Origin of the sequence: Microcella alkaliphila (assembly GCF_002355395.1) — a bacterium.
Taxonomy (GTDB): domain Bacteria; phylum Actinomycetota; class Actinomycetes; order Actinomycetales; family Microbacteriaceae; genus Microcella; species Microcella alkaliphila_A.
Genome location: NZ_AP017315.1, coordinates 1,067,268 through 1,091,804 on the forward strand (window position 1 = coordinate 1,067,268; position 24,537 = coordinate 1,091,804).

Below are 24,537 nucleotides of genomic sequence, written 5' to 3' on the forward strand. Positions count from 1 at the left end.
CTAGACCAGGCGATAGCCCATGCCGCGCACCGTTTCAATGCGGTCGGCACCGATCTTGCCGCGCAGGTAGCGCACGTATACGTCGACCACGTTCGAGCCGGGGTCGAAATCGAAGCCCCACACCCGGCTCAGCAGTTGCTCGCGCGAGAGCACCTGGTCGGGGTGTCGCAGGAACTGCTCGGCTAACCCGAACTCGCGCGCGGAGAGGTCCGTGCTCACCTCGCCGACCGTGATGCGGCGGGTGCGCAAATTGAGGCTGAGGTCGCCGTGCTGCAGGACCTGCTCGACCGTGGTCTGCTGGCCCGATTCACGCAGGCGCAGGCGAACTCGAGCGACCAACTCGTCGAACTTGAAGGGCTTCGGCAGGTAGTCGTTGGCTCCGCCGTCGAGACCCGCGACGGTGTCTTCGACACTCGACCGCGCCGTGAGCATGATGATCGGCACGGTCGAGCCGCTCGCCCGCACGCGCTTCAGAACCTCGAAGCCGTCGATCCCTGGAAGCCCGACATCGAGCAGCACCAGGTCGAACGTTCCCGTCATCAGGTAGTCGACCGCGTCCAGACCCGATGCGACGACGGTCGGCGTGTAGCCGGCGGCCGCGAGTCCCTTTTCGACGAAGGTCGAAATACGCTCCTCGTCTTCCACGATCAGGATGCTCGTCATGGGTGTCCCTTCTCGGTCGTCACATCGGGATGCTCGCCGTCCTCGTCCAGGGAGCCCGCGGCGGGCGGCGGGGCAGCGGAGGACGACGGAAGGGGAACGACGATGCCGAAGCGTGAGCCACTCGTGGAGGTGTCGAGGCTGACGTAGCCGCCGTGACCGCGGGCGATCGCCGCCACGATCGGCAGCCCCAACCCCGAACCCGCGATGCCCCGGCCTGTGTCGGCCCTGCCGAACCGCTCGAAGATGCGCTTCTGGGCATCTTCCGGAATGCCCGGGCCCTCGTCGGCGACCCACATCTCAACGGCGTTGTCGTACAGGCTCGAGCCGATGCGGATGGCGGTGCCTTCCGGCGAGTATTTCGCGGCGTTGTCCGCCAGCTGTAGCCACGCCTGGGTGATCCGCGACGGCGCGAGCGGCGCAACGGCCTCTGCGACGCCGTCGAGCCGCCACTCATGGCCGGCAATCGCGCGGGCCTTGGCGAATACCTGCTGGGTCAGGTCGGCGACGTCGGTCGGTTCGGTGAGCATGGTTGCCATCGAGGCCTGGGCGAGCACGTCGATGTCGCTAACGAGCTCGCTCATGCGGTCGAGTTCGTCGATCGCGAGCGCACGGGTCGCGTCGACCTCGTCCGGTGAGCGCGGGTCGAGCAGCTCCAGGTGGCCGCGGACGATCGTGATCGGTGTCTTCAGTTCGTGGCGCACATCGTCGAGCAGCTGTCGCTGGGCGGTGGCGGACTCGTCAAGTCGTTCGAACATCCCGTTGATCGTCTCGGTGAGGCGAGAGACGTCGTCGCGGCCTGTCACGGGGATGCGCTCGCTGAGATCGGTGCCCGTGATGCGCGACGCGGCTGCCGTCACGTCACGGATGGGCCGGAGCAGGCGTCCGGCGACGAACCACCCGACGACGCCGATGGCGATCAGCGTGATGCCGGCAATGATCGCGTACGTCGTGAAAGCGCTGTCGATGTCATCGAGCTCGCCCTGGATTTGATAGCCGGTGACGTACACCCCGATGGCCTCGTCGTCGGCGATGGTGACAGGTGCGGCGATGTAGCGAATGGCGCCGTCCTCGGTGAACGCCGTGCCAATGCTGACGACGCCACCCCGCGCCTCCGACCAGACCCGCTCCATGAAGGCGTCATCGTCGAACATCTGGAAGTCGACGTCGACAGGAGGGATGTACACGGGGTCCCCGTCGATGATCGCCACACTGCTTTCGCTGCGACCCGGAATGATTCCCTGCATGATGCGGAGCATCGCGTCCTCGACGCTTGTCGGGGCCGACACCGGATCGGGCGACACCGGTGCGTCGGAATCGTCGCTCTCGGCCGCTTCGCGCGGAAGCCCCGTTGCGATGGCCCGCGCTGACTCGACCGCGGTGAAGAGTTCTTCGTCGATCACGTCGAGCACGCGTTCACGCTGCAGTAGGTAGGCACTCGCGCCCGCCACGCTCATTCCGAGTGCGGTGATCACGAGGATCACCCCGAGAATGCGTGAGCGCACCGACCAGCGTGGTGGTGTCAGCACGGCCATCCCGCCATTATCGATGCCGTACTGTGCGAATCGGCCTCAGATGAGAGGACTATCACCGCCGCGGCAGAAGGCCGATCGTCGTCATGGCCTCAGCCAGTTCGGCGCCGTTGGGTGCTTGAACCCACGGGGCTCCGCGGTGGGGGACGTCGGCGTTGCGCCGTCCGCCGGCGAAGACGGCCTCGGGCGTGGACAGCTGGCGAATCGCCACCGCTTCGACATTGTGCGGGTGTGAGTCGACGAACGCCTGGTAGAGCTCCTCGTCGTGTTGGCCGTCATCGCCCACGAGGATCCATCGAACGTCGGGAAACTCAGTGGCGAGTCGCTCGAGGCTCGAGCGTTTGTGTTCGCGCCCGCTACGAATGAGCCGGTCCGCTGTGGGGCCCCAGTCGGTCAAGAGCAGGGTTCCCGTCGGGTAGAGGTGTCGCCCCATGAACCGCTCGAGCGTCGGCGCCACGTTCCAGGCGCCGGTCGAGAGGTATATGACGGGGAGACCCGGATGCGCGGAAACGATTCGCTCGTACAGCACGGCCATTCCCGGGACGGGGCGGCGCGCTCGTTCGTCCAAGATGAAGGTGTTCCATGCGGCGAGGAATGGTCGGGGGAGGGAGGTGACCATCACGGTGTCGTCGATATCCGACAGGAGCCCGATGCGTGCATCCGGGTCGATGATGTCGATCGGGGCGTCGACCGGTTCTCCATCCTCGACCTGCAGGGAGATCGTGTGCTCGCCCGGGGTGAATCCGACCTCGAGGGGCAGATCGACGTCGACGACGCCTCCTCGGTCGGCGCGCACCGATACCTGGACGCCGCCCACGGTGACCGTGACCACGGCGTGCGCGACGGGAATGCTGACGAAACTGCGCCACCCTCGGATGCGCGCTCGCGCTGATCGCGCATCGCGCTTCGGCTTCGTCAACAGCACGCGGCACAGCACGCGAACCCATCGATCGGTGCCATACCCGCGATAGGGAATGATCACGGGGGAGAGCCCGCGGCGGCGCGCTCGGCGTTCTCGCCAGCTGTGAAAGGAATCTTCGAGCCGCGCAGCCCGGCGCGCCCAGGGACGGTCGGGTATCGGAGTGTCGGGTGTCTCCTCGTCCGTCACTGCACCAGTCTTGCAGAGGTGGGAGGGAGACGAGAAAGCCCCGACCCCTCGGTATACCCAGACGGGTATGTTCATTAGAGGAAACAAAAGGTTTCCGACACGCACCAGAATGTTATCGTATTCGCCTCACTAAAGGGGCTACCATGAGGCACGGTCGTCGAAAGGACTGCTCACGTGTCGAACCTCGAACTCTCTTCGAGCCTCTTGGCCGGGTCGGCGTTGATTCGCAACGAACCCGTCCAGGCTCGCAGCACTGCCCGCCTCGCCGCTCTGCTCGATGCCGCCGCGGCGGTCATTGATGAGATCGGCTACGAGCGCCTCACAACCGCGATGGTCGCTGACCGCGCCGGTGCCTCCATCGGCACTGTGTACCGCTACTTCCCCGACCGCATCGCCGTCTTGCAGGCGCTCGCCGCGCGTAACTCGGAGCGCCTCGCATCGCGCCTGGCGGACGAGCTCGTTCCCGAGCGTCACGCGACGCCCGCTGCGGCCATGCATGGCGTGTTGACCGCGGTGGCCGACATGTTCCGCCGCGAGCCCGGCTACCCGTCGATCCGTGTCGGCGACGTGCTCGACCTCCGGCCGCCGGTGTCGGCGGAAACCGCCAACGGGGCAGTGGCCTCCATGATCACCGATGCGTTTATCGCTCGTTTTGGTGTTCGCGACTCGGCAGAGTTGCGCGGCGCGGTTGCCACGGCGTACGAGCTGATCGACGCCTTCGTGGCCCGAGCCTTCGCGCGCAACCGCGATGGCGACAAGGCGCTCCTCGCCGAGGCCAGCCGCGTGCTCGACGCAGTCATCGACGGCAAGCTGTAGCGCCCATCCGACGACCGATGGGCCCCGAGCGAGTATCGCTCGGGACCCATCGCCGTTTCGGGGGCTGAAATGACGACCTCAATCGTCTGACAAGCCGCTCGGAATCGAGCAAAAAGTCCCCGCAGACCATCACGCTTCCTGCTTGACTGGGAGCGTGCTGGGCGTGTGCTCGGTGCGCGCACGACCGCCCGTCCCGAGGAGACACAGCGCATGATCGAGTTCCGGTCTATCGAAAAAGTGTTCCCCGACGGCACCCGCGCGGTCGATGACTTCAGCCTCGTCATCCCGTCCCACAAGACCACCGTGTTTGTTGGCTCGTCGGGCTGCGGCAAGACGACTCTGTTGCGGATGATCAACCGCATGGTCGACGCGACCGGCGGGGAACTGCTCATCGACGACGAGAACGTGTCGAGCATCGAGCCCGTGCGACTGCGGCGCCGTATCGGCTATGTGATGCAAAACTCCGGCCTCCTGCCGCACCGCACGGTCATCGACAACATCACCACCGTTCCGCGACTGACGGGGGTTCCGAAGAAGGATGCTCGCGCACGGGCTCTAGAACTGATGGACACGGTCGGGCTCGACCGGGCGATGGCCGAGCGGTACCCGGCCCAGCTGTCGGGTGGCCAGCAGCAGCGGGTCGGTGTCGCGCGTGGCCTCGCGGTCGACCCGAACATCTTGCTCATGGATGAGCCGTTCGGGGCGGTCGATCCGATCGTGCGCGCCGAACTTCAGCAGGAACTCCTTCGCCTCCAGCGAGAGCTGGGCAAGACCGTGGTCTTTGTCACTCACGACATTGACGAGGCCTTTCTGCTTGGCGATCAGGTCGTGATCCTCGAAAAGGGCGCGCGAATCGCCCAGAAGGGCACGCCCGAAGAGATCCTCGCCAACCCGGCGAGTGACTTCGTTGCCTCGTTCATCGGAGCCGATCGCGGCAAGCGCGCCCTCAGCATCCGGGATGTTGACGGCGAGCGCGTCGTCATCGACGGTGACGGAAATCTCGCGGGGCGCCTCACGGAGCCGGGCGCGGCGTGACCTGGCTGCTCGATAACGTCGAGCTTATTGGTCGCTTGACCGGTGAGCATTTGCGGCTCAGTGCGATCCCCATCGTGCTGGGCTTCGTGCTGTCGATCCCGCTTGGGTGGGTCGCCTACCGCTACCGCCTGACGCGCGGACTCATCCTGACGCTCGTCGGTCTGCTCTACACGATCCCATCGCTCGCGCTCTTCGTCCTGTTGCCCGCCATCATCGGTACGCCCTTCCTCAGCGAAGCGAACGTCGTGATCGCGCTCACCATCTACGCCGTCGCGATCATGTCTCGATCGGTCGCGGATGCGCTGGGCAGCGTCGACCCGGACGTCAAGCAGGCGGCAACCGCCATCGGTTACTCATCGTTTCGGCGGTTTTGGGCGGTGGACTTCCCCCTTGCTGGGCCGGTGGTCCTCGCGGGGCTGCGTGTCGTCGCCGTGAGCACCGTGAGCCTGCTCACCATCGGCGCCGCAATCGGAATCGACACATTAGGCTACCTGTTCACGAACGGCTACCAGCGCGGAATCATCGTGTCGGTACTCACCGGGGTGGTGGTGACCGTCGTTATCGCACTCGTCCTCGATCGGGTGCTCGTGGTCATCGGCCGGGCTCTCATGCCCTGGACTCGAGCATCGAGCCGCTCTGAACGGTCTGGAGTGACGCGCGCATTCATGACGGCGCGCAAGATGCCGGAGGCGGTGTCGTGAACCTCTTCGCCGACGCCTTCGCGTGGATTCTCAACCCCGGCAACTGGGAGGGGCGTAACTCGATCCCCCAGTTCATCGGAGAGCACCTCTGGTACACCGCCCTCGCGATGATTCTCGCGAGCGCCATAGCGATCCCGCTCGGCTGGTATATCGGGCACACGGGCCGCGGTCGCGACATCGCCGTCGCCACGACCGGTGCGGCGCGGGCGTTGCCCTCATTCGGGTTGCTCTTCCTGTTCGTGATGATCGGTGGCGTCGCCAACCGAGACAGCTCCGTCGTGATCGTGCTCGCGTTGCTCGCCATCCCACCGATCTTGGCGGGCGCGTATGCGGGGTTTGAGGCCATCGATCGTCGCGTGATCGACGCTGCTCGCTCGATGGGGATGACGGAGCGTCAGATCGTCGCACGCATCGAGATCCCGCTCGGCCTTCCCCTCCTGTGGGGCGGGCTGCGCAACGCGGTGCTGCAGGTCGTGGCGACCGTGGTGCTTGTGGGCTTTGTGCGGAACGCGACCCTCGGCTACCCGATCGTGCAGGGCATCCAGATCAACCGGTTCGATCAGATGCTGGGTGCGTCGATCCTCATCATCGTCCTCGCGCTGCTGCTCGACGCGATCTTTGCGCTGCTCGAGCGGTACGCGACTCCCGCCGGCGTCCGCGTCGGCCGAAACCGGGACCACCGCACGTCGTCGACCCGGCGACGCGCGGCCGGCGGGGCAACCCCCGCCTCCACCGAGAAAGAAAAGAGTGTGTGATGTTCACAGCAAGGAACAAGGGCCGGTTCGCGCTCGTCGCGGCCGCGGCTGGGGTGTCATTGGCCCTCGCAGGGTGTGCAACGGGCGACCCGCTCGACGAGACACCAGACCCGACCACCGAGCCCGCCGAGCCGGGCACGAGCGAGTCGATCACCGTCGGTTCGCAGGCGTACTACTCGAACGAGATCATCGCCGAGATCTACGCGCAGGCCCTCGAGAACGTCGGCTTCGAGGTCAACCGCCAGTTCAACATCGGCCAGCGCGACGCCTACATTCCGGCACTGGAGTCGGGCGAGGTCGACCTCTTCCCCGAGTACACCGGAAACCTGCTGCAGTACTACGTGCCCGACACCGAAGCGACCCAGTCAGACGAGGTCTATGCCGAGCTGCAGGGCGCCCTGCCGGACGGCCTACAGGTGCTCGACCAGTCGAGCGCGACCGACCAGGACAGCTACAACGTCACCGCCGAGTTCGCGGCCGAGAACAACCTGGTGACGATCGCCGACTTGGCGGGCGTCGAGGGTCTGATCCTCGGCGGCAACCCCGAGCTCGAAGAGCGTCCGTACGGACCCACGGGTCTCGCCGATGTCTACGGCGTCGAGGTATCGTTCGACGCCACCGGTGACGCGACCGTCGACGCACTGCTGCAGGGCGTCGTGAACGTCGCCAACGTGTTTAGCGCCGATCCCCGTATCGGTGAGAACGATCTCGTGACCCTGGAAGACCCCGAGGGACTGTTCCTCGCCTCGAACGTCGTGCCGCTCGCGAGCGCCGACCTTCCGCAGGAGGCAATTGACGTCATCAACGCGGTGAGTGCGGCGCTGACGCCGGAGGGCCTCGTTGCGATGAATGTCCAGTCGACCACCGACGAGCAGTCGCCCGCGGTGATCGCGACCCAGTGGCTGACCGAAAACGGCCTGATCTAGCCGGAAACGGGCATCCCGAATGAACGGGGCGGGGCGTTAGTCGCCTCGCCCCGTTTCTGCGTGGTCGCCATCGGCCCCTCGCCCCTCGCTCGCTTCCATCGCACGGAGCTCCCGGCGATGCGCCGTGATGCGACTGACGTACCGGTCAAGGATTCTCTTGATCGCATAGACCAAAAGCCAGAAGCCGAGAATTGCGCCGACGAAGTAGTACGCCGCGCCGTCGATGGTGCCGGCCGCGGCACGGTACCCCTCGGCTGCGGCTGACCCGACGGACACATACGCGAACGCCCAGATGATGCACGCAGGGGTGAGCCACAGCATGAACGTGCGGTAGCGCAGGTGGCTCATGCCGACCACGAGTGGCGTCAGCGAGTGCAGAACGGGCAGGAACCGTGAAACGAAGACTGCGATGCCGCCGCGGTGATCGAGAAAGTCTTCGGCGCGCTCCCAATTCTTCTCGCCAATGCGCCGCCCCAGACGTGAGCGACGGAGCCAGGGACCGAAGTGGCGCCCGATGAGGAAGCCGAGCGACGCACCGGTCAAGCTGCCCGCGATGATAACGGCGACGAGAGAAAAGTACTCGACCGGCGCTTCGACACCAGCGCTCGCCACGAGGACGACCGTGTCGCCCGGCACGATCAGGCCCAACAGCACCGTCGTCTCGAGCATGATGAGAATGCCGGCGAGTGTGGTTCTCAACACGGGATCGACGGCAGCGACCCAGTCGAGAAAGCCGTCGAGCACCTCGTTCACACGGCCGAGCCTAGCGACAGGGTCTCCGTCTCCGCTGGGTCTCGGCTCAGCGCTAGAGTGGGCATGCCACCGCCACCGATGTCGGACCCCAAAAGGAAGGCACGCACACGCCATGGTGCGCACAACTGGCCCCGGCCCGAGCTTCACCACGAGCGACGACGGGGTTCCGATCTACCGCCCTGGGATGAACGAAGATCCCGACGCCCCGCGCCGCATGCGCACCGAGAGTGACTCTCTCGGGGAGATGCCGGTTCCCGCCGACGCGTATTGGGGCATCCACACCGCCCGCGCTCTCGAGAACTTCCCGATCACGCGGCGAGCACTCTCGAACCACCCGAACCTCGTCATCGCTCTCGCGATGGTCAAGCAGGCGGCGGCACGCGCGAACCGCGACATCGGCACGCTGAGCGCCGACAAGGCGGACATCATCGATCGCGCCTGCCAAGAGATCATCGACGGCTCACTGCACGAGCAGTTCGTGCTCGGCGTGCTGCAGGGCGGCGCCGGCACGAGCACAAACATGTGCGCGAACGAGATCATCGCGAACCGTGCCCTTGAGCTTCTCGGCTATGACAAGGGGCAGTACGAACACCTGAGCCCGCTCGACGACGTGAACCGCAGCCAGTCGACGAACGACGTCTATCCGACCGCGATCAAGCTCGCGATGGTGTTCAGCCTCGCGCGACTGCTCGATGAGCACCGGTTGCTGATCGAGTCGTTCCGGGCGAAGGGGCGCGAGTTCTCCGAGATCTTGAAGGTCGGGCGCACGCAGTTGCAAGATGCCGTGCCCATGACACTCGGCCAGGAGTTCCGCGGCTTCGCCACGACCCTGCAGGAGGACGTCGACCGATTGAGCGAGGTCATTCCGTGGTTGAACGAGATCAACCTCGGTGCAACCGCGATCGGTACAGGAATCACGGCGGACCCGCGGTACGCCGAGCTTGTGCGCCGGTACCTCAGCGAGATCGCCGGCTACGAGATGGAGACGGCACCTGACCTCATCGAGGCGACGAGCGACACGGGCATCTTCATGACACTGTCCGGCACGCTCAAGCGGGCCGCCGTCAAGCTGTCGAAGATCTGCAACGACCTGCGTCTGCTCTCGTCCGGCCCGCAGGCGGGCCTCGGTGAGATCAACCTTCCGCCGCGTCAGGCGGGGTCGTCGATCATGCCCGGCAAGGTCAATCCGGTCATTCCCGAGGTCGTCAATCAGGTGGCGTTCTCGATCATCGGCGCCGACGCGACGGTGACGGCCGCCGCGGAGGCGGGGCAGTTGCAGCTCAATGCATTCGAGCCGGTCATCACCTCCAGCATCATGCAGTCGCTGGCGTGGATGACGAACGCCTGCCGGACGCTGCGCCTGAACTGTGTCGACGGCATCACCGCCAACACCGAACGTCTTGAACGAATGGTCGAATCCAGCGTTGGAGTGGTCACCGCGCTGACCCCGTACATCGGCTACAAGACGGCGGCCGCCCTCGCCTACGAGGCGCTTGCGGGTGGGGGTTCGGTGCGTGAGCTCGTCATCGAGCGCGGTCTCATGGAGGCCGAACTGGTGCAGAAGGTGCTCTCGCCTGGCCGGCTGTCCGGAGTGGTGCCGGCGACCGGCGTGATCACGCTGCCGCCCATGGTGCCGCCGGAAGACTGACGGTTTCGAGGAGCGTCCGGCCTATCCGGCCGGGCGCTCGTCATCGAGGGCGATGTCGGGGTCGGGTTCCGGCTCGACGCGCTCCTCGGGATCCAGAGTGGGGGGCGGCAGCTCGGTCTCGGCCGCATCATCGACGTCAACGACGCGCTCGTCTTCCAGGTTCGGCTCGTACTCGCGGTCCATGATCGGTTCCCTCCGTTGGTCGCGCGGTCGGTCGCGCATCCATTCTCGTCGGATGCGCGCGGTTCGGCCAGGCCCGTTAGCGTACGTTCCCGTCGGCGCCGCCCGCTAGCCTCAGCATCGTGACGGATTACTCGCGGACACCCGACTACACGGCCACCGGCGTGCACCGGGTGGTATCGCCACTGAGCGACGCCCCCACCGAGATTCGAGCCGAGACGGCCACCTCGGTCGGCCCCGGCCCCGGATCCCGTTCCGCTGCGGTCACGAGGGGTCGAGGGCCCGGCGCGGGCCGCGTGTTGCTCGCCGTGCTCGGGTTCACCCTGCTCGGGCTGGTCTCGTTATTCGTGGTGGTGTACCTCGTCAGCGGACTCGGCGCGACGAGTGTGATCGTGGCGGCGATTCTGGCGCTCGTGCCGTTGGGGATCGTGGTCTGGGGCGTGCGCTGGATTGATCGCTGGGAACCCGAGCCGCGACTCGCCCTGACGTTTGCCTTCCTGTGGGGTGCGGGGGCGAGCGTGTTCATTGCGCTGGCTGTCGACGCCGAGATCCAGTCGATCGTGGCTGCTGCCGGTGGTCCCGGGGCGAGCGCGGAGTTCCTGGGTGCCGCCGTTCAGGCGCCGATCGTCGAAGAGGTGGCGAAGGGGCTCGGCGTCTTCATCCTGTTCCTCGCGGTGCGCCGCCGCTTTGACGGGCCCGTTGACGGAATCGTGTACGCAGCCGTCGTCGCCGGCGGGTTCGCGTTCACCGAGAACATCCTTTACTTCGGGGTCGCCTTCGTCGATGGCGGTGCGCTGGGGCAAACGTTCTTCGTCCGCGGGCTCATGTCACCGTTCGCCCATGTGATGTTCACGGCAGCGATCGGCCTCGCACTCGGGTTCGCCGCGCGTCGAGGCGCTCGCTTCCCCGTGTTCGCGTTCGGGGTCGGTCTCGTGCCCGCCATCGCTCTGCACGCTTTTTGGAACGGGGCGCTGTTTTTCGTCGGCGACTTCTACGGCTACTACTTGCTGGTTCAGGTGCCGATGTTCGTGATCGCGGTGGCAATCGTGTCGTTGCTCCGTAGGCAGGAGGGGCGGATCATTGGCGAGCGGCTCGCCGAGTACGCGGCCGTGGGGTGGTTCCATCCGCAGGAAGTCGCGATGCTCACGAGCAAACGCGGCCGTCGCACAGCGGAACGGTGGGCCCGCGGTGTGGGGCTCGGGTCGACGATGCGCGCCTTCATCCGTGACGCGACACTTCTCGCGTATGCGCGCCAACGGATCATCGGCGGCCGCGATCAGATCGGCGCGCAGCTCGACGAAGCAGAGCTGCTGCGGCGGGTGACGAGTGCCCGGCACGCGCTCGCCGCGCCCGGAGTGCGCACGCAATAGGGGCAGCGCCCTCAATGATGGTCGTTAACAGACTCGCCGCCCAGTGGCGGGGCGATGCCTCCGGCGCTCCTGGGCGGCGAGTTGAACTTCTTCCATAGTGCGCCGAGTTCGTGGCCGCGTCAAGGGGTATTCTCCTGCGAGGTTGACCCCATGACGGGGGCACGCGCACGCAGCGGCCGCGTCGCTAGCGTGGGAGCTGTCCGTGGTCAGCCGATGACACTACGGTCGGTGAACGCTTCGAGAGGGGGAGTGGCGCATGAAGAACTGCACGACCTGTCGTGCTGTCCTCCGTCACGGCGTTCGCTTCTGCACGCAGTGCGGTGCGCCCTTCTCAGCGCCGCCCAGTGCGCCCCCGCCGTCGGCAGCGGTCCCACCCACCGTTGCGTCACCGCCGGCGTCGTCCGCGCCGGGTCTCGCGCGAGACGCGGCGCCGGACACGGTCGTTGTGCAACAGCTCGAGCGTGAGGGCGTCGCCGAGCCGGTACCCCCCGCCGTCGTGGTCGACGAGCGTGCACCCCGTCAGCGCACCTCCCACCGGCTCCCTCCCGAACGCAGTGCTGCAGCAACCTGGGCCTTCGTCACGGGCCTTGCGCCCTTTGCGACGTCGGTGATCGGCAATCTGGTGGCCTCGCAGGCCGGCGCGCAGCTCGCGGCTGGCGCCGGATCGCTCGCGATGGTGCTTGGGATGCTCACGCTCGTTTTCGTCGTCAACGCCGCGTTACTCACGGTCTGCGGAATCACCGGTAGCCGGGGCATCCGCGAGACAGCAAACGGTTATACGAGGGGGCGGGGCCTGGCCGTTGCTGGTATCACGCTGGGTTCGATCAACCTGGTGCTCTGGCTTGCGGGGCTCGTTGTCAGCACCACCGCAATCGCCCCGTTTTTCGCGTGACCAGGTAGCAGTCAGCTTTATACCGGCTACCTGCCAGCCAAACCCGCATCCAACGGCCGGGTTTGCGCGGAAGTGACTAGTGAAGGCAATTCCGCCTGACCCCCGAAGTCTGGGGAATCGTCCCCCCCGGGGAACCACAGTAGGAGGAACTACGCGTAACCGAACTCTCGCGGGCGTGGGCGTTGCCGCTCTCGCCACGGTCGGCCTCGCGGCACCCGCCGTCGCCGACAACCACGACACATCAGACATCTATGTCGTCCACGGTATCCCTGGCCTGACGGTCGATGTTTATGTTGACGGTGAGCGTCTGCTTCAGAACTTCGAGCCCCGCGACGTGGCGGGTCCGGTTGAGTTGCCCGCCGGCGACTACCAGATCCAGGTCGTCGCTGCGGGCGAGACCGACCTGAGTGCAGCGGCGATCGACGAGGTCGAGACGGTGCCTGCCGCCGGCCTGAGCATTTCGATTGTGGCCCACTTGGACGCGGACGGAACGCCCGTTCTGACTCCGTTCGTGAACGACACGTCAGAGATCGCGGAAGGCGAGGGCCGCTTGAGCGTCCGTCACACGGCTGCTGCTCCTGCCGTTGACGTTTTCCTGGATGACGCCTTGACTGGCTTCCAGGGTGTGGAGAACGGTGGCGACGGCGATGTCGACGTGCCTGTGGGAACTTACTCGGCGTTCGTTGCCGCTGCGGGCTCGGACGAGCCTGCGATTGGTCCGGCGGACGTGGAGATTCGCAACGGCGTGAACACGATCGTGTACGCGGTGGGCGACCTCTCCGCTGACCCGTCGACAGCCACTTTCTACATTCAGACCATTGGTGAGCCGGCGGGCTCGCCTGCCGGTGGCGCCGGATTGGTCGCCGAGGGTGCCAACTCTGGGCTTATTGGTGGCGCAGCGGCCCTTCTCATCGCTCTTCTGGCTGGCGCGGGTATCATCGCCCGTCGTACAGTCGTTGCGAGCAAGTAAGAAAACTTCAGCAGGTAATCCCTTGAGCAAGAGACTGGTGGCCACCGCTTTGGCGGCCACCAGTCTCTTGCTGCTTGGCGCGTGTGCGTCAGCCGATGCCAACGAGACGGCCGCGGCCGTGATCGAGGACGTCGAGTCGCACGTCGAGCAGGCAGAGGTGGGTGCCGATCGTCAGAGTCTGGGCATTTCGCCGATCGATATTCCCATCGCTCGAGACGTCGACAGCGTGCTCGCTCTGGCACCGACGCGGGTGGTCTTCCCCTCCCTGGGGATCGACATGGAGGTCACCGACGTGGGGGTTGACTCGGACAACCTGCTGATCATCCCCGAGAGCATCTACACCGCGGGCTGGTATCGCGAGGGTTCCGCGCCCGCGAGCGACCGTGGTGCTACCGTCATTTCCGCTCACGTCGACATGCCGATTCAAGGCGTCGGGCCTTTTGCTGCTCTCAGAGATGCGGAGATCGGTGCCGAAGTTACCGTGCGTGACGCGGCCGGAGAATCGCACGTGTACCGCGTTATCAGCGTTGAGAGGATCCCAAAAGCTGAAGTGCCGGTTGACAGGGTGTTCACGAGGGCGGGGCAGCCCCACCTCGTGCTGACCACCTGCGGGGGAAGTTTCGACGTCAACGCCCAGTCATACTCAGACAACTACATAGTCACCGCGGAAAAGGTGTCGTGACGGGTTCACCCGCTAGCATGACCGCGACCGGCGGGGCATACCGTCCCGTGCATCCGGCGCCGAAGGAGGCCCGCCCGCTCGTGACGACCGCAATCGACGACGCAACCGACATCGGCCGGCGCCTCAGCGCCGGAGATGAGCGAGCGCTCGCCGATGCGTACCGCGAGTGGTCATCCCTGGTCTACTCGCTGGCGCTGCGGTCGCTCGGCGACGCATCCGATGCGGAAGACGTCACCCAGTAGGTGTTCGTCAGTGCATGGCAGGGGCGCGAGAGGTACGACCCCGAGCGGGCAGCGGTTCCGGCGTGGCTCGTCGGAATCACTCGCAACACGATCGCCGACACCCACGCCGCGAGGGCGCGAGAGCGGGCGATTGCCGACCAGGTGAGTGCCGTGACCCTCGACGATCCGCCCCCGGCCGCGGAGGCGGGCCTCGCCGAGCGCCTGCTGATCGCCGACGAGTTGGCGAAACTTGAGCCCGAACCTCAGGCCGTCGTGAGGCTCGCCTTTTTCGACGACCTGACCCACACGCAGATCGCTGAGCGGCTCAACATGCCGATCGGCACCGTCAAATCCCACATCAAGAGAAGCCTGACCCGGCTACGCAGCCGATTGGAGGTGAGTCATGGAGCAGCACTGTGACACCGGCGCGCTCGCCCTCGGAGCACTCGGCGAAGCGCTCGAGGCCGACGCCGACGCCCACCTGCGGGCATGCGGACGCTGCCAGCATGAGCTCGCCCGCATGGCTGCCACCGTTTCTGTTGCGCGGTCGACGCTCGGCGAGTCCGAACTGCACCGGCCCCCTGCGCACGTCTGGCAAAACGTCCACCGCCAGGTCGGGTTCGGCGACGCGCTGCGCAGCGACCCCCTGGGAACGCCAGTTTCTAACCCGAAGCCGCCGATCGAGGCGCCTCCCGTGGCTAGCGACGCGACGGTGGCGCCCGCGCCGGTCGCCTCGCTCCGTGACGCCCGCGAACGCCGCGGGCTCCGTCGCTTCGTCGCGCCGCTCACTGCCGCGGCCGCTGCGGCGGCGCTGATCACGGGTGTGGCCCTCGGCTGGCAGGCGCTGACGCCGCGCGACACCGGAACGATCGTGGCCTCAGCCAGCTTGGATGCCCTCCCCGCCTGGCAGGGCGCCGTCGGGTCCGCAGAGATCATCGAGCATGCGAACGGTGAGCGAGTGGTTCGCATCGCACTCGACGCCCCACCCGTGAGCGGGGCGGTGCAGGAAGTCTGGCTGCTCACGCCCGAGGTCGACGGTCTCATCAGCCTCGGCCTGCTCGGTGACGCGCGCGGTGAGTTCGTCATCCCCGCTGAGGTCGACCTCGACCGCTACTCGGTGGTCGACATCAGCGCTGAGCCGCTCGACGGCGATCCGTCGCACTCCGGCGACTCGATCGTGCGCGGCGCGCTCGAGTCCTGACGCGCGTTCGCGCGGCTCTAGGCTGGCCGCATGCCGGAAACCGTTGCCATCGTGGGTGTGGCGAGCCCGTACGCGTGGGAGATCGTCGAGAGTGCCCGCCGACTCGGCCTGGGCGTCACGACGATCGATAACGTCGGCAGCGCCGACGTAACCCTCCCCGGCCTGCACTACGACCCCGTCCCCTCTGACCTCGACAGGGGAACGATCGTCGGTGTCGCCTCCGCTCAGCACCGTTTCCGGGCGCTCCATGCGGCGTATTCGCTCGGATTCTCGAACCCGGTGTGGATCGCCGACCCGACAGCCACGATGCCGTCCACGGCGGTGGTGGGGCACATGGCCTTCATCAATGCCGGAGCGGTTGTCGGCGCGAACACCCGCATCGACTGCGCGGCCAACGTCAATCGGCTCGCTGCGATCGGTGAATCCGCCGTGATCGGGATGGGCGCATCCATCGGGCCGGGCGCCGTGATCGGGGCCCGCTCGCTGATCGCGCCCCGCGCCGCGATCGGCGCCGGGGCCATCGTCATGGACGGACTGCGAGTGGGAGAGGGTGCCTACATCGCCCCGGGCTCAGTGGTGACCGAGGCTGTGCCCGATTTTGCGGTCGTCGCCGGAAACCCTGGCCAGAGGATGGCGCCGCAAGAACCGTGGGCGGTCGGCGCGGCGTGCCCGTACTGCATCAACGCCTGATCCTCCGCCGAGCGGGCCCTCCCGGGGCACTGTGCGCATGCTCCCGCGCACACGTCAGTACCGCGCGGGTTCGGGGGAACGCGTGAAGCTGCGCCCAGTGACCTCGTCGGGGTGGATGCGCACCCAGCGGTACTTGAGCGTGGGAATCCACGGTTCAAGCCCGAGCTCGTCCGCGGCGTCGATCTCACTCTGCCGCTCGACACGTTCGGCTCGGCCCTTTACGACGATGCTCCAGGCCTGATCATCCGTATGACCGTCGACCTCGAAGGCGACCCGATCGTTGATAGCGAGCTCGAGCAACTTTGTGCCGGGCGCGGTGCGAAAGAGCAGCGTGTGCCCATCGACCACGTAGTTGACGGGGAAAATGTCGACGACGCCGGCGGCGCTCACCGCGATACGGCCGAGCGTCTCCTGCCCCAGCAGTTCCCAGCATTCGTCGGGCGTCAGCATGGTGACGGCCCCGCTTCCGATGTCCATGACGGCCTCCAGTCCTCGCGGTGTCCCCATGGTGCTGCGCGGCCAGCACCGCGGGCCAGGGTCGAAGGTCCTGACCTCGGGGGGAGGCGTGCAGGGCCGCTCAGCGCTGGCAGGCGCCGCTGTCGACCGGGGCGGAAAGCTCGGGAGCCTGAGCGATCACGGGGGTGAGTTCCGCCATCGTGTGGGCGTAGCCGATGTCGTCGCGCAGCTGCGCCTTGGCGAACACCATGCCCACCACGGCGCCCTCGAGGCTGAGCACCGGCCCGCCCGAGTTGCCGGGGTTCACGGTGGCGGCCAACGTGTAGGTGTCGCGCGGCGCGCGCGACGAGCCGTCGATCGATTCGGCGTCGATGCTGCCGACGGCGAGCACCTCAGCGCCGTCGGAGCGGAACCGGCCGCCAAACGGGTACCCCTGCACAGCCCCCACATCACCCTGCTCGAGGCTCGGAGCCACCGGTAGGGCCCGCGCCGGGAGGCCGTCGACGGCGATGACTGCGATGTCTTGCTGCCCGTCGAAATAGACGATGCGGCCCTCACGCGTGCCGATGCCCGGCAATTCGACGAGGGGAATATCGACTCCGGCGACGACGTGGGCGTTGGTGAGCAGGCGATCGTCGGCGATGACGAATGCAGTACCGGACTGCACCTGCCCGCACGCGTAGGCCGAGCCGGTGACGCGGGCAACCGACTGGGCAGCGCGCGTCAGCTCGGGGCTGCCAGCGTCGATGACGGGCGGCTCAGCGGGACCAGCGACGGTCCCGCCCAGCGCTTCGGCGATGCGGGGGATGCCCTCGTCGACAACCGCGCCGCGGAGTACCGCGATGGCCCGGGCGACGGGGTCGGGGGTGAAGCGGTCGATCGTGCGCAGCACGGTCGAGTTCGCCGTCGTCGACGAAACCACCGGGATGCCGAGGGCCGTCACCGTGGACCCCGCGAGCGAGATCACGAGCACCGCGACGACGCCTCCGGCGGCGAAGCCGGCCAGGCGGTCGAGCGGCCTGAGCCCTTTCGCGACGCCGCGGCGGAGCGCGTGGCCGATGACTTCGCCGATGCTCAGGCCCGCCGTGATCAACAGCAGCAGCGCCCCGAGGGTGGCGAGGGGCCGCCACGTGGGGTCCGGTATCCATCCGCTCACAAGCGGCACGAGGAACACCGCGGCGATCGCCCCGGCAACGGCTCCGATGACGGCACCCAGCGTGTAGAAGAATCCCGCACGAGCGCCCCGGATGAGACCGCCGATGATGGCGATGACGAGCAGCACGTCCAGCACGATGACAAGTGGCACCGGGTCTCCCTCCCGGCGCCGATTCTGTCAGGTCGTCGCTTGGCGCACGCTGCTGGTATTCTTGTGCGGTTGCCGTCAGAACGGCCGCGGACAAAGAGAGCTACAGCATCCGGCTGTGTGCGCCGCGCAACGAGCAGAGAAGGGGGTCCCTCTATGGCCCTGGACACTACCGCCAAGAAGGCGATCATCGACGAGTACGCAACCCACCCCGGTGACACCGGATCCCCTGAGGTCCAGGTCGCGATCTTGACGCACCGCATCAAGGAGCTGACCGAGCACCTCAAGCAGCACAAGCACGACCACCACTCGCGTCGTGGACTGCTTCTGCTCGTGGGCCAGCGTCGCCGTCTGCTGGGCTACCTGGCCGACATCGACATCGAGCGTTACCGCTCGCTGATCGAGCGGCTGGGGCTGCGCCGCTAGTCGATCGACACCGCGAACTTCTTCTGCGAAGGCCGCCCCCGAATGGTCGGGTGGTGGCCTTCGTGGTTTTCGGGCGTTGTCTGCCACGATGAGCGTGTGACTCGCGCTTCGCTCACCCGCGCCGCGCGCGGCGCGCTTGGCACCGGCGGGCTCGCGATCATCGCCTGCGACGTCGCGTTGACGATTCGCGCGACGGGGGGCCTCGATGTGGGGGACTATCTCGGGCAGTTCACCATCCTGAGCGTCCTGGCCGCAAGCATCCTGATGTTGCTCGGTGCGTCGATGGGTCGCGAACTCCGGGGAGCGGTGCACCTCCGCGCGATGGCGCTCACGGGGTTGCTCGTCGCCGCCGTATTGCACGCGACCCTGCTCGGCGGCGCGGCCGGCCCGAGCGGCGAGCTGGTCAACACCCTCCTGCACGTCGTCTTTCCCGCACTCGCCCTCGTCGAGTGGGTGACGGTGCGGTCGCGGACGCGCGTGACGCTGCTCACCCCGCTCATCGGTCTCGTGTTCCCGGTGGTCTTTCTGGCGGCAACCCTCGCCCGGGGCGCCATCGTCGACCGGTACCCCTACGATTTCGTCGACCCGGGCGCTCAGGGCGGCTACGCGGGTCTTGTCGGCAGCCTCGCGATCGTGTTGGTCGCCTTTCTCACGGTCGGCGCGTTCGTCGCCGTCATCGGCGCCATTCGCGATCGGATGCTCGCCCCGCGCTGACGGCCCGTCGGCGGCTCCCAGCCCGCATGCGGCCCACAGTGCCACGCTGTGCCCATGCGTCGCCGACTCGCTGCCGGTGTCGTAGCCGGCGTAGCATCGTGCGCGCCCGCCGGTGAGCGGCCCGTGGCCGGGCTCGACGTGCTGCTGACGGAACGCGATCGCGCGGTGCTCGAGCTGCACGATGAGACCCTCACCCGGGTCGCGGGCTTCTTGCGCAACACCTGGGGGCCGGTGATCCTGCCCGAGGAGTCGATCGTGCGCCTCGTCACGGCGAGCGAGTGGGGTCCGGCAGTCGCCCGCTGTATCTCGACGTTCGGCTTTCCGGGCGTCGGCACGGCCGACGGTGGCGAGCGGCTCGACTTCAGCGGCGTGCAGGTCTCGGGCCCCCGCGAGAACTTCGAAATCGACGTCGCCACGTACCGCTGCTACGCCCGGTACCCCGTGCGCACCCGCATCGACGAAGGTGTTCGCCAGGTCGAAGCGCCGTGGGCCTTCGCATACACCCGCGACACGCTGCTGCCGTGCCTGCTCGCCGACGGGCATCCCGTCCCGCCGCTGCCGTCGCGTACCGAGTTCGGTGACGGGTGGCGGACCGACGACGCGTTCGACGCCTACGCCGCGATCATCGATCCGGCCGACCGCCTTCGCGCGGCCGTGCGGTGCCCCGCGCCCCTCGACGTGCTGGTCGCCGCGATCGAGAGCCCAGAGGGCAGTCGGGCGGCGGCGCCGTGAACGACGACGAGCCGCGTCGACCCGTGACGGTCGTGCGCGCCGGCGTGCGACCCTGGGCCGACCGTCTCGCGTGGTCACTGGTCGTGGTTCTCACGGGCTCTGCTCTCGTCATCGCGGGGGTGGTGGACGGAACCATCGCGATCGTGACCCGCGTCCTCGTGATCGCCGCGTTCCTCCTCATGGTCGCCGCGCTGGCGATTGTGACCGTGCGTCTGCGCACGAGTCTGCGCTCGGACGGCACCGCCGTCGTCGTGCGTGACCCGTTTGGGGCTTCCGTCGTGCCTTTTCACGAGCACCTCGCGTTCGGTCGCTGGCTCGACCCGGAAAGCCGGCGCCCCGTCATCTGGATGACCGATCACGGCGGGCCCATCGTGCGCGTGCATCCCCGCCTTGATCCCGTGTGCGTCGAACTGTTTGCCGGACGCGTAGCTCTCGCGGTGGTCGACCGTGACGGCGCGCCGCCCGCCCCGCCGGATCCGCCGCCCGTGACGCGCGACCGGCCGGCTGGGCCGCGATACTAGGCGGCCAGGCACGCCCCTGATAGCCTGGCTCTCGGCGCGATTGCGTCGACAAATGAATACCGTGCGCAGCAGGCCGGCTCGAAGCTGGTCACCGGTGGAGTTCTCCCGTTCTCGGTGAACGGTGGATGTCTACTGTTGGCCAGAGCAGACACCGGCGGCGTATCCCGCCGATCGTCCCTTCCTGCCTGCTTGCCTCGTGCGGTGCGCCGCGCATCCCCTCGCGTCTGTGACGCGGTCGTCGGATGCCCGGTGCGAGAAACGCAAAGGAGAGAGACCTCGTGGAAGGTCCCGAAATCAAGGCCGCCGAAACCGTTATTGACAACGGTTCGTTCGGCACCCGCACTGTCCGTTTTGAAACCGGTCGTCTCGCGCAGCAGGCGCAGGGCGCCGTTGCCGCCTACCTCGACGAGGAGACGATGCTGCTGAGCGCGACGAGCGCCGGCAAGCACCCCCGTGAGGGCTTCGACTTCTTCCCGCTGACGGTTGACGTCGAAGAGCGCGCCTACGCCGCGGGGAAGATCCCCGGCTCGTTCTTCCGCCGCGAGGGTCGCCCCTCGACCGAGGCGATCCTCGTCTGCCGCCTCATCGACCGCCCGCTGCGCCCCTCGTTCGTCGAGGGCCTGCGCAACGAGGTGCAGATCGTCATCACGGTGATGTCGATCGCTCCCGACGAGTTCTACGACGCGCTCGCCATCAACGCCGCGAGCGCCTCAACGCAGATCTCTGGTCTGCCCTTCAGCGGGCCGATCGCGGGCGTGCGCATGGCACTCATGCCGCGTCAAGACGGGACCGGCCAGTGGGTCGCGTTCCCGAAGCACTCGCAGCTCGCTGACGCCGTGTTCGACCTGACCGTCGCCGGTCGCGTTGTGACGAAGGCCGACGGCACCGAAGATGTCGCGATCATGATGGTCGAGGCCGAGGCCACCGAGTCCAGCTGGGGTCACATCCAGGCCGGCGCGATCAAGCCGAGCGAGGCCGTCGTGGCAGAGGGTCTCGAGGCCGCGAAGCCGTTCCTCGCTCAGCTGGTGAAGGCCCAGGCAGAGCTGGCCGCGCAGAGCGCCAAGGAGGTGCGCGACTACCCCGTCTTCCTCAGCTACAGCGACGAGCTGTACGCCGCGGTCGACGCGATCGCGCACAACGAGCTCGCTGCGGTGTACCAGATCGCCGACAAGGTCGAGCGTCAGAACGCCGACGACGAGCTGAAGGCCCGCGTCAAGGGCGAGATCGAGCAGAAGGTCGCCGCGGGCGAGCTGCCCGAGGAGGCGCTGTCGCAGTTCGGTGCCGCCTACAAGGGCGTCTCGAAGAAGATCATGCGCAACCGCGTGCTCACCGAGGGTGTGCGCATCGACGGTCGCGGGCTTGCCGACATTCGTGCGCTCGACGCCGAGGTCCAGGTCATCCCGCGCGTGCACGGCTCGGCCATCTTCCAGCGCGGCGAGACGCAGATCCTCGGCGTCACGACGCTCAACATGCTGAAGATGGAGCAGCAGATCGACTCGCTGAATCCCGTGACGTCGAAGCGCTACCTGCACCACTACAACTTCCCGCCCTACTCGACCGGCGAAACGGGTCGTGTGGGCAGCCCCAAGCGTCGCGAGATCGGGCACGGCTTCCTCGCCGAGCGCGCGCTCGTGCCCGTGCTGCCGAGCCGCGAGGAGTTCCCCTACGCGATCCGTCAGGTGTCCGAGGCGCTCAGCTCGAACGGCTCGACCTCGATGGGGTCCGTCTGCGCGTCGACCCTGTCGCTGCTGAACGCCGGTGTGCCGCTGAAGGCCCCAGTTGCCGGCATCGCCATGGGCCTCATCAGCGACGAGATCAACGGTGAGACCAAGTACGCGGCTCTCACCGACATCCTCGGCGCGGAGGACGCTCTCGGCGACATGGACTTCAAGGTCGCCGGCACCCGCGAGTTCGTCACGGCGATCCAGCTCGACACCAAGCTCGACGGCATTCCGTCGTCGGTGCTCGAGGGTGCGCTGACGCAGGCCCGCGAGGCGCGCCTGGCGATCCTCGACGTGATGAACCAGGCGATTGACGCGCCCGACGAGATGGCGCCGACCGCGCCGCGCGTGATCAGCGTGCAGATCCCTGTCGACAAGATCGGTGAGCTGATCGGCCCGAAGGGCAAGACGATCAACGCGATCCAGGACGAGACCGGTGCGCAGATCTCGATCGAGGAGGACGGCACCGTGTACATCGGCGCGGTCGACGGCCCGTCGGCCGAGGCTGCACGCCTGCAGGTCAACGCGATCGCCAACCCGATCAACCCCGAGGTCGGCGAGCAGTACCTGGGCACGGTCGTGAAGATCGCCGCCTTCGGCGCGTTCGTCTCGCTCATGCCGGGCAAGGACGGACTGCTGCACATCAGCGAGGTGCGCAAGCTCGCCGGCGGCAAGCGTGTGGAGAATGTCGAAGACGTGCTCTCGGTGGGTCAGAAGATCCTGGTCGAGATCACGAAGACGGACGACCGCGGCAAGCTGTCGCTCGCGCCGGTCATCGCCGAGGAGTCCGCTCCGGAGGCTCCCGCTGACGGCGAAGACGGCTAACGCCACGACGCGTCATGACGACGGATGCCCGTCCTGCTTCTCGCAGGGCGGGCATCCGTCGTATGGGGGCTGATTACTAGCCGCCGACGTCGCGGCGACGAAACGCGATGACCGCTCCCGCGAGGGCGTGCGCGGCGAACAGGTGAGGCCGCGTGCGAAGGCCCTAATCGGTGCGGGACGTACCCATCAACACGGCCCGTCCGATGATGTGATCGCGAAGGACGAATCCGAGGTAGGCGGGTGTCGACGCTGGGTCGACATCCAGAACCGCGGTGTCGAGCGCCGAGAGCACGAAGTAGTAGCGGTGGTCGCCGTGGCCAGCCGGAGGAGCGGCGCCCAGGTACCGCGGCACCCGGATCTCGTTCGGCAGCATGACGGCGCCGTGTGGCAGCAGCGCCGCCTCGGGGTCGCCCGCGTTGCTCGGAAGGGACGTCGTCGTTGCGGGGATGCCGTGCACGGCCCAGTGCCACCACCCGCTTCCGGTCGGCGCATCCGGGTCGTACATCGTGAGCGCGAAGCTCTGTGTGCTCTCCGGTGCTCCCGACCACTCGAGCTCCGGCGATCGGTCGTCGCCTCCCGCGCCCGCGATGCCAGAGCGCGCCCATGGGGGAAGTGCTGCTCCGTCCTCGAGATCGGGGCTCGTCAGCGAGAAATGCGGTACCTCGGGCAGCTTCCAGAAGGGGTCATTCATGAGCGGGATCCTTTCGACGGCCCCCAGTCTCGGGTACGAGGACGTTCAGTCAGTCAGCAGGAAGAAAACACACGTGCACGCTAAAGCTTTCTCCCAGAGATCGGGCGCACCGTGAAAGAACTTCGCCCGGCCGGCTCCCGATCGTCCGACTGCGACGAGGATCACACAACCCCCGTGCTCGCCGCACTGGTGGCGAGCAGATTCTTGATCCAAAAGAGCATCCTGGAATTCCAGATTGTGCAGGCGTTCTTCATGTTGGGCTTCGTCGCTATGGCGGCGGGAGCACTGTGGTTCTTCATGGAACGCAATGACCTGATGCCGGAATTGCGCCCCGTGGCGACCTACGCCACGGTCATCGCGTTCGTCGCGGCGGTCTTGTATTACGTCATGAAGGACGTGGTGCAGTTCCCCCTCGGTGACATCGGCGTCGAGGCGATCCGCGACACGGTCGAACTGCGCTACATCGACTGGCTGATTACGACACCGCTGCTGCTCATCGAATTCGGCATCATCGTCGCCCTCGCCGGCGCGGCAAAGAAGGGCTTCGTCTGGCGTGGTTCTCCATCATCTGGCAGATCTTCCAGATCGACATCTCGAACGGGCCTGAGCACGCTCAGCGCGCTGTGCGCATCATGCGCCTGTTCGTGGTCATCGGCTGGGCGATCTACCCGATCGCCACCGCGATCGAGCAGTTCCTGCAGATCGGTGGGGCTGACATCGCACTCGCCGTGAGTATCGCGGCGTGCATCTACGTCGTCGCCGACGTCATCAACAAGGTCGGCTTCGGCATCGTCGCCATCCAGGCGGCGAAGGTCTCGTCGGGAATCGGCGAGGTCGCGCCCTCGGCCGTCACGACCGACCCCGTCACGAAGTAACGCGGGCGGTTCTCCGGGGGTGGGCTTTTCCGAGCCCGCCCCCGGTTTTTCGTGCGAGAGAACGCCCGCATAACGATTGCGTGGCGGTCACGAACCCCTCCGTCGCGCAGCGTTATTCTCTGAGCCAACCCAC

Annotated in this window: 29 protein-coding genes; 21 read left to right on the forward strand and 8 right to left on the reverse strand. The window is 67.1% G+C overall.

Features of this window, described 5'->3' with window-relative positions:
• From CPY97_RS05195 to CPY97_RS05205, 3 genes are read right to left on the reverse strand one after another with little or no spacing between them, the layout of a single operon-like run.
• Entirely contained in the window at positions 1-663 is a 663-nt protein-coding gene (locus CPY97_RS05195; RefSeq protein ID WP_096421081.1) for a response regulator transcription factor, read from the reverse strand.
• Complete coding sequence (locus CPY97_RS05200; RefSeq protein ID WP_096421082.1) at positions 660-2,195, reverse strand: sensor histidine kinase; 1,536 nt, start codon at positions 2,193-2,195, stop codon at positions 660-662. Before CPY97_RS05200 ends, CPY97_RS05195 begins: the two co-directional genes overlap by 4 nt.
• A 52-nt stretch (positions 2,196-2,247) precedes the next feature.
• Positions 2,248-3,174, reverse strand: coding sequence for an App1 family protein (locus CPY97_RS05205; protein ID WP_331716222.1), 927 nt, complete (start codon positions 3,172-3,174; stop codon positions 2,248-2,250).
• 300 nt (positions 3,175-3,474) lie between these two features.
• On the opposite strand from CPY97_RS05205, the gene CPY97_RS05210 reads away from it, so the two are divergent.
• The 5 genes from CPY97_RS05210 (at position 3,475) to CPY97_RS05230 (ending at position 7,533) form a co-directional block, all read left to right on the forward strand.
• Entirely contained in the window at positions 3,475-4,116 is a 642-nt protein-coding gene (locus CPY97_RS05210; RefSeq protein WP_096421084.1) for a TetR/AcrR family transcriptional regulator, read from the forward strand.
• 210 nt (positions 4,117-4,326) lie between these two features.
• On the forward strand, positions 4,327-5,151 hold the full coding sequence (locus CPY97_RS05215; protein ID WP_096423388.1) for an ABC transporter ATP-binding protein: 825 nt from the start codon (positions 4,327-4,329) through the stop codon (positions 5,149-5,151).
• Positions 5,148-5,852, forward strand: coding sequence for an ABC transporter permease (locus CPY97_RS05220; protein WP_096421085.1), 705 nt, complete (start codon positions 5,148-5,150; stop codon positions 5,850-5,852). Before CPY97_RS05215 ends, CPY97_RS05220 begins: the two co-directional genes overlap by 4 nt.
• Entirely contained in the window at positions 5,849-6,607 is a 759-nt protein-coding gene (locus tag CPY97_RS05225; RefSeq protein ID WP_096421086.1) for an ABC transporter permease, read from the forward strand. The genes CPY97_RS05220 and CPY97_RS05225 overlap by 4 nt, the downstream gene beginning before the upstream one ends.
• Positions 6,607-7,533, forward strand: coding sequence for an ABC transporter substrate-binding protein (locus tag CPY97_RS05230; protein WP_096421087.1), 927 nt, complete (start codon positions 6,607-6,609; stop codon positions 7,531-7,533). The genes CPY97_RS05225 and CPY97_RS05230 overlap by 1 nt, the downstream gene beginning before the upstream one ends.
• Positions 7,534-7,569: 36 nt before the next feature.
• Here the strand turns inward: CPY97_RS05230 and CPY97_RS05235 are convergent, their stop codons facing one another.
• Positions 7,570-8,286, reverse strand: coding sequence for a DedA family protein (locus CPY97_RS05235; RefSeq protein WP_231924050.1), 717 nt, complete (start codon positions 8,284-8,286; stop codon positions 7,570-7,572).
• Between the two features lie 184 nt (positions 8,287-8,470).
• Between CPY97_RS05235 and CPY97_RS05240 the strand changes: the two genes are divergently transcribed.
• Positions 8,471-9,934 (forward strand): aspartate ammonia-lyase, encoded by a 1,464-nt coding sequence (locus CPY97_RS05240; protein ID WP_419866119.1) that lies wholly within the window; start codon positions 8,471-8,473, stop codon positions 9,932-9,934.
• A gap of 21 nt (positions 9,935-9,955) precedes the next feature.
• On the opposite strand, the gene CPY97_RS13550 is transcribed toward CPY97_RS05240, so the two are convergent.
• Positions 9,956-10,117, reverse strand: a complete 162-nt coding sequence (locus CPY97_RS13550) for a hypothetical protein (protein WP_173826864.1) — start codon at positions 10,115-10,117, stop codon at positions 9,956-9,958.
• A 119-nt stretch (positions 10,118-10,236) separates the two neighbouring features.
• Here CPY97_RS13550 and CPY97_RS05245 point away from each other — a divergent pair, with 119 nt between their 5' ends.
• From CPY97_RS05245 to CPY97_RS05275, 8 genes are all read left to right on the forward strand, one after another.
• Complete coding sequence (locus CPY97_RS05245; RefSeq protein ID WP_231924051.1) at positions 10,237-11,484, forward strand: PrsW family intramembrane metalloprotease; 1,248 nt, start codon at positions 10,237-10,239, stop codon at positions 11,482-11,484.
• Positions 11,485-11,980: 496 nt separating this feature from the next.
• Complete coding sequence (locus CPY97_RS05250; RefSeq protein ID WP_150129200.1) at positions 11,981-12,376, forward strand: DUF4190 domain-containing protein; 396 nt, start codon at positions 11,981-11,983, stop codon at positions 12,374-12,376.
• A gap of 175 nt (positions 12,377-12,551) precedes the next feature.
• Positions 12,552-13,346 (forward strand): DUF4397 domain-containing protein, encoded by a 795-nt coding sequence (locus CPY97_RS05255; protein ID WP_231924052.1) that lies wholly within the window; start codon positions 12,552-12,554, stop codon positions 13,344-13,346.
• A 37-nt stretch (positions 13,347-13,383) separates the two neighbouring features.
• Positions 13,384-14,028, forward strand: coding sequence for a class F sortase (locus tag CPY97_RS05260; RefSeq protein ID WP_096421090.1), 645 nt, complete (start codon positions 13,384-13,386; stop codon positions 14,026-14,028).
• A gap of 17 nt (positions 14,029-14,045) precedes the next feature.
• The gene (locus CPY97_RS13840) at positions 14,046-14,270 is read left to right on the forward strand and encodes a hypothetical protein (protein WP_331716223.1); all 225 of its coding nucleotides are present in this window, start codon (positions 14,046-14,048) and stop codon (positions 14,268-14,270) included.
• The gene (locus CPY97_RS05265) at positions 14,271-14,669 is read left to right on the forward strand and encodes an RNA polymerase sigma factor (RefSeq protein ID WP_331716224.1); all 399 of its coding nucleotides are present in this window, start codon (positions 14,271-14,273) and stop codon (positions 14,667-14,669) included.
• Complete coding sequence (locus tag CPY97_RS05270; protein ID WP_096421091.1) at positions 14,653-15,450, forward strand: anti-sigma factor; 798 nt, start codon at positions 14,653-14,655, stop codon at positions 15,448-15,450. The genes CPY97_RS05265 and CPY97_RS05270 overlap by 17 nt, the downstream gene beginning before the upstream one ends.
• A 30-nt stretch (positions 15,451-15,480) precedes the next feature.
• A complete protein-coding gene (locus CPY97_RS05275; protein ID WP_096421092.1) occupies positions 15,481-16,140 on the forward strand; it encodes a hypothetical protein in 660 nt (219 codons plus the stop codon).
• A 54-nt stretch (positions 16,141-16,194) separates the two neighbouring features.
• Here the strand turns inward: CPY97_RS05275 and CPY97_RS05280 are convergent, their stop codons facing one another.
• Positions 16,195-16,617 carry a pyridoxamine 5'-phosphate oxidase family protein gene (locus CPY97_RS05280; protein WP_096421093.1) on the reverse strand — a complete coding sequence of 141 codons (423 nt, stop codon included), beginning with the start codon at positions 16,615-16,617 and terminating at the stop codon, positions 16,195-16,197.
• Positions 16,618-16,717: 100 nt separating this feature from the next.
• The gene (locus tag CPY97_RS05285) at positions 16,718-17,902 is read right to left on the reverse strand and encodes a MarP family serine protease (protein WP_096421094.1); all 1,185 of its coding nucleotides are present in this window, start codon (positions 17,900-17,902) and stop codon (positions 16,718-16,720) included.
• A gap of 153 nt (positions 17,903-18,055) precedes the next feature.
• On the opposite strand from CPY97_RS05285, the gene rpsO reads away from it, so the two are divergent.
• From rpsO to CPY97_RS05310, 5 genes are all read left to right on the forward strand, one after another.
• Positions 18,056-18,325 (forward strand): 30S ribosomal protein S15, encoded by a 270-nt coding sequence (rpsO, locus tag CPY97_RS05290; protein WP_096421095.1) that lies wholly within the window; start codon positions 18,056-18,058, stop codon positions 18,323-18,325.
• A gap of 96 nt (positions 18,326-18,421) precedes the next feature.
• Entirely contained in the window at positions 18,422-19,039 is a 618-nt protein-coding gene (locus CPY97_RS05295; RefSeq protein ID WP_096421096.1) for a Pr6Pr family membrane protein, read from the forward strand.
• 54 nt (positions 19,040-19,093) lie between these two features.
• A complete protein-coding gene (locus CPY97_RS05300; protein WP_150129201.1) occupies positions 19,094-19,771 on the forward strand; it encodes a hypothetical protein in 678 nt (225 codons plus the stop codon).
• A complete protein-coding gene (locus CPY97_RS05305) occupies positions 19,768-20,292 on the forward strand; it encodes a hypothetical protein (protein WP_096421098.1) in 525 nt (174 codons plus the stop codon). The genes CPY97_RS05300 and CPY97_RS05305 overlap by 4 nt, the downstream gene beginning before the upstream one ends.
• Before the next feature lie 278 nt (positions 20,293-20,570).
• Positions 20,571-22,838: a polyribonucleotide nucleotidyltransferase gene (locus CPY97_RS05310; protein ID WP_096421099.1), complete on the forward strand. Its 2,268-nt coding sequence runs from the start codon at positions 20,571-20,573 to the stop codon at positions 22,836-22,838.
• Positions 22,839-23,001: 163 nt separating this feature from the next.
• On the opposite strand, the gene CPY97_RS05315 is transcribed toward CPY97_RS05310, so the two are convergent.
• Positions 23,002-23,529 carry a YbhB/YbcL family Raf kinase inhibitor-like protein gene (locus tag CPY97_RS05315; protein WP_096421100.1) on the reverse strand — a complete coding sequence of 176 codons (528 nt, stop codon included), beginning with the start codon at positions 23,527-23,529 and terminating at the stop codon, positions 23,002-23,004.
• 174 nt (positions 23,530-23,703) lie between these two features.
• Here CPY97_RS05315 and CPY97_RS05320 point away from each other — a divergent pair, with 174 nt between their 5' ends.
• Positions 23,704-24,261: a bacteriorhodopsin gene (locus tag CPY97_RS05320; protein ID WP_096421101.1), complete on the forward strand. Its 558-nt coding sequence runs from the start codon at positions 23,704-23,706 to the stop codon at positions 24,259-24,261.
• Positions 24,153-24,404, forward strand: coding sequence for a bacteriorhodopsin (locus tag CPY97_RS05325; RefSeq protein WP_331716225.1), 252 nt, complete (start codon positions 24,153-24,155; stop codon positions 24,402-24,404). The genes CPY97_RS05320 and CPY97_RS05325 overlap by 109 nt, the downstream gene beginning before the upstream one ends.
• Positions 24,405-24,537 lie beyond the last annotated feature (133 nt).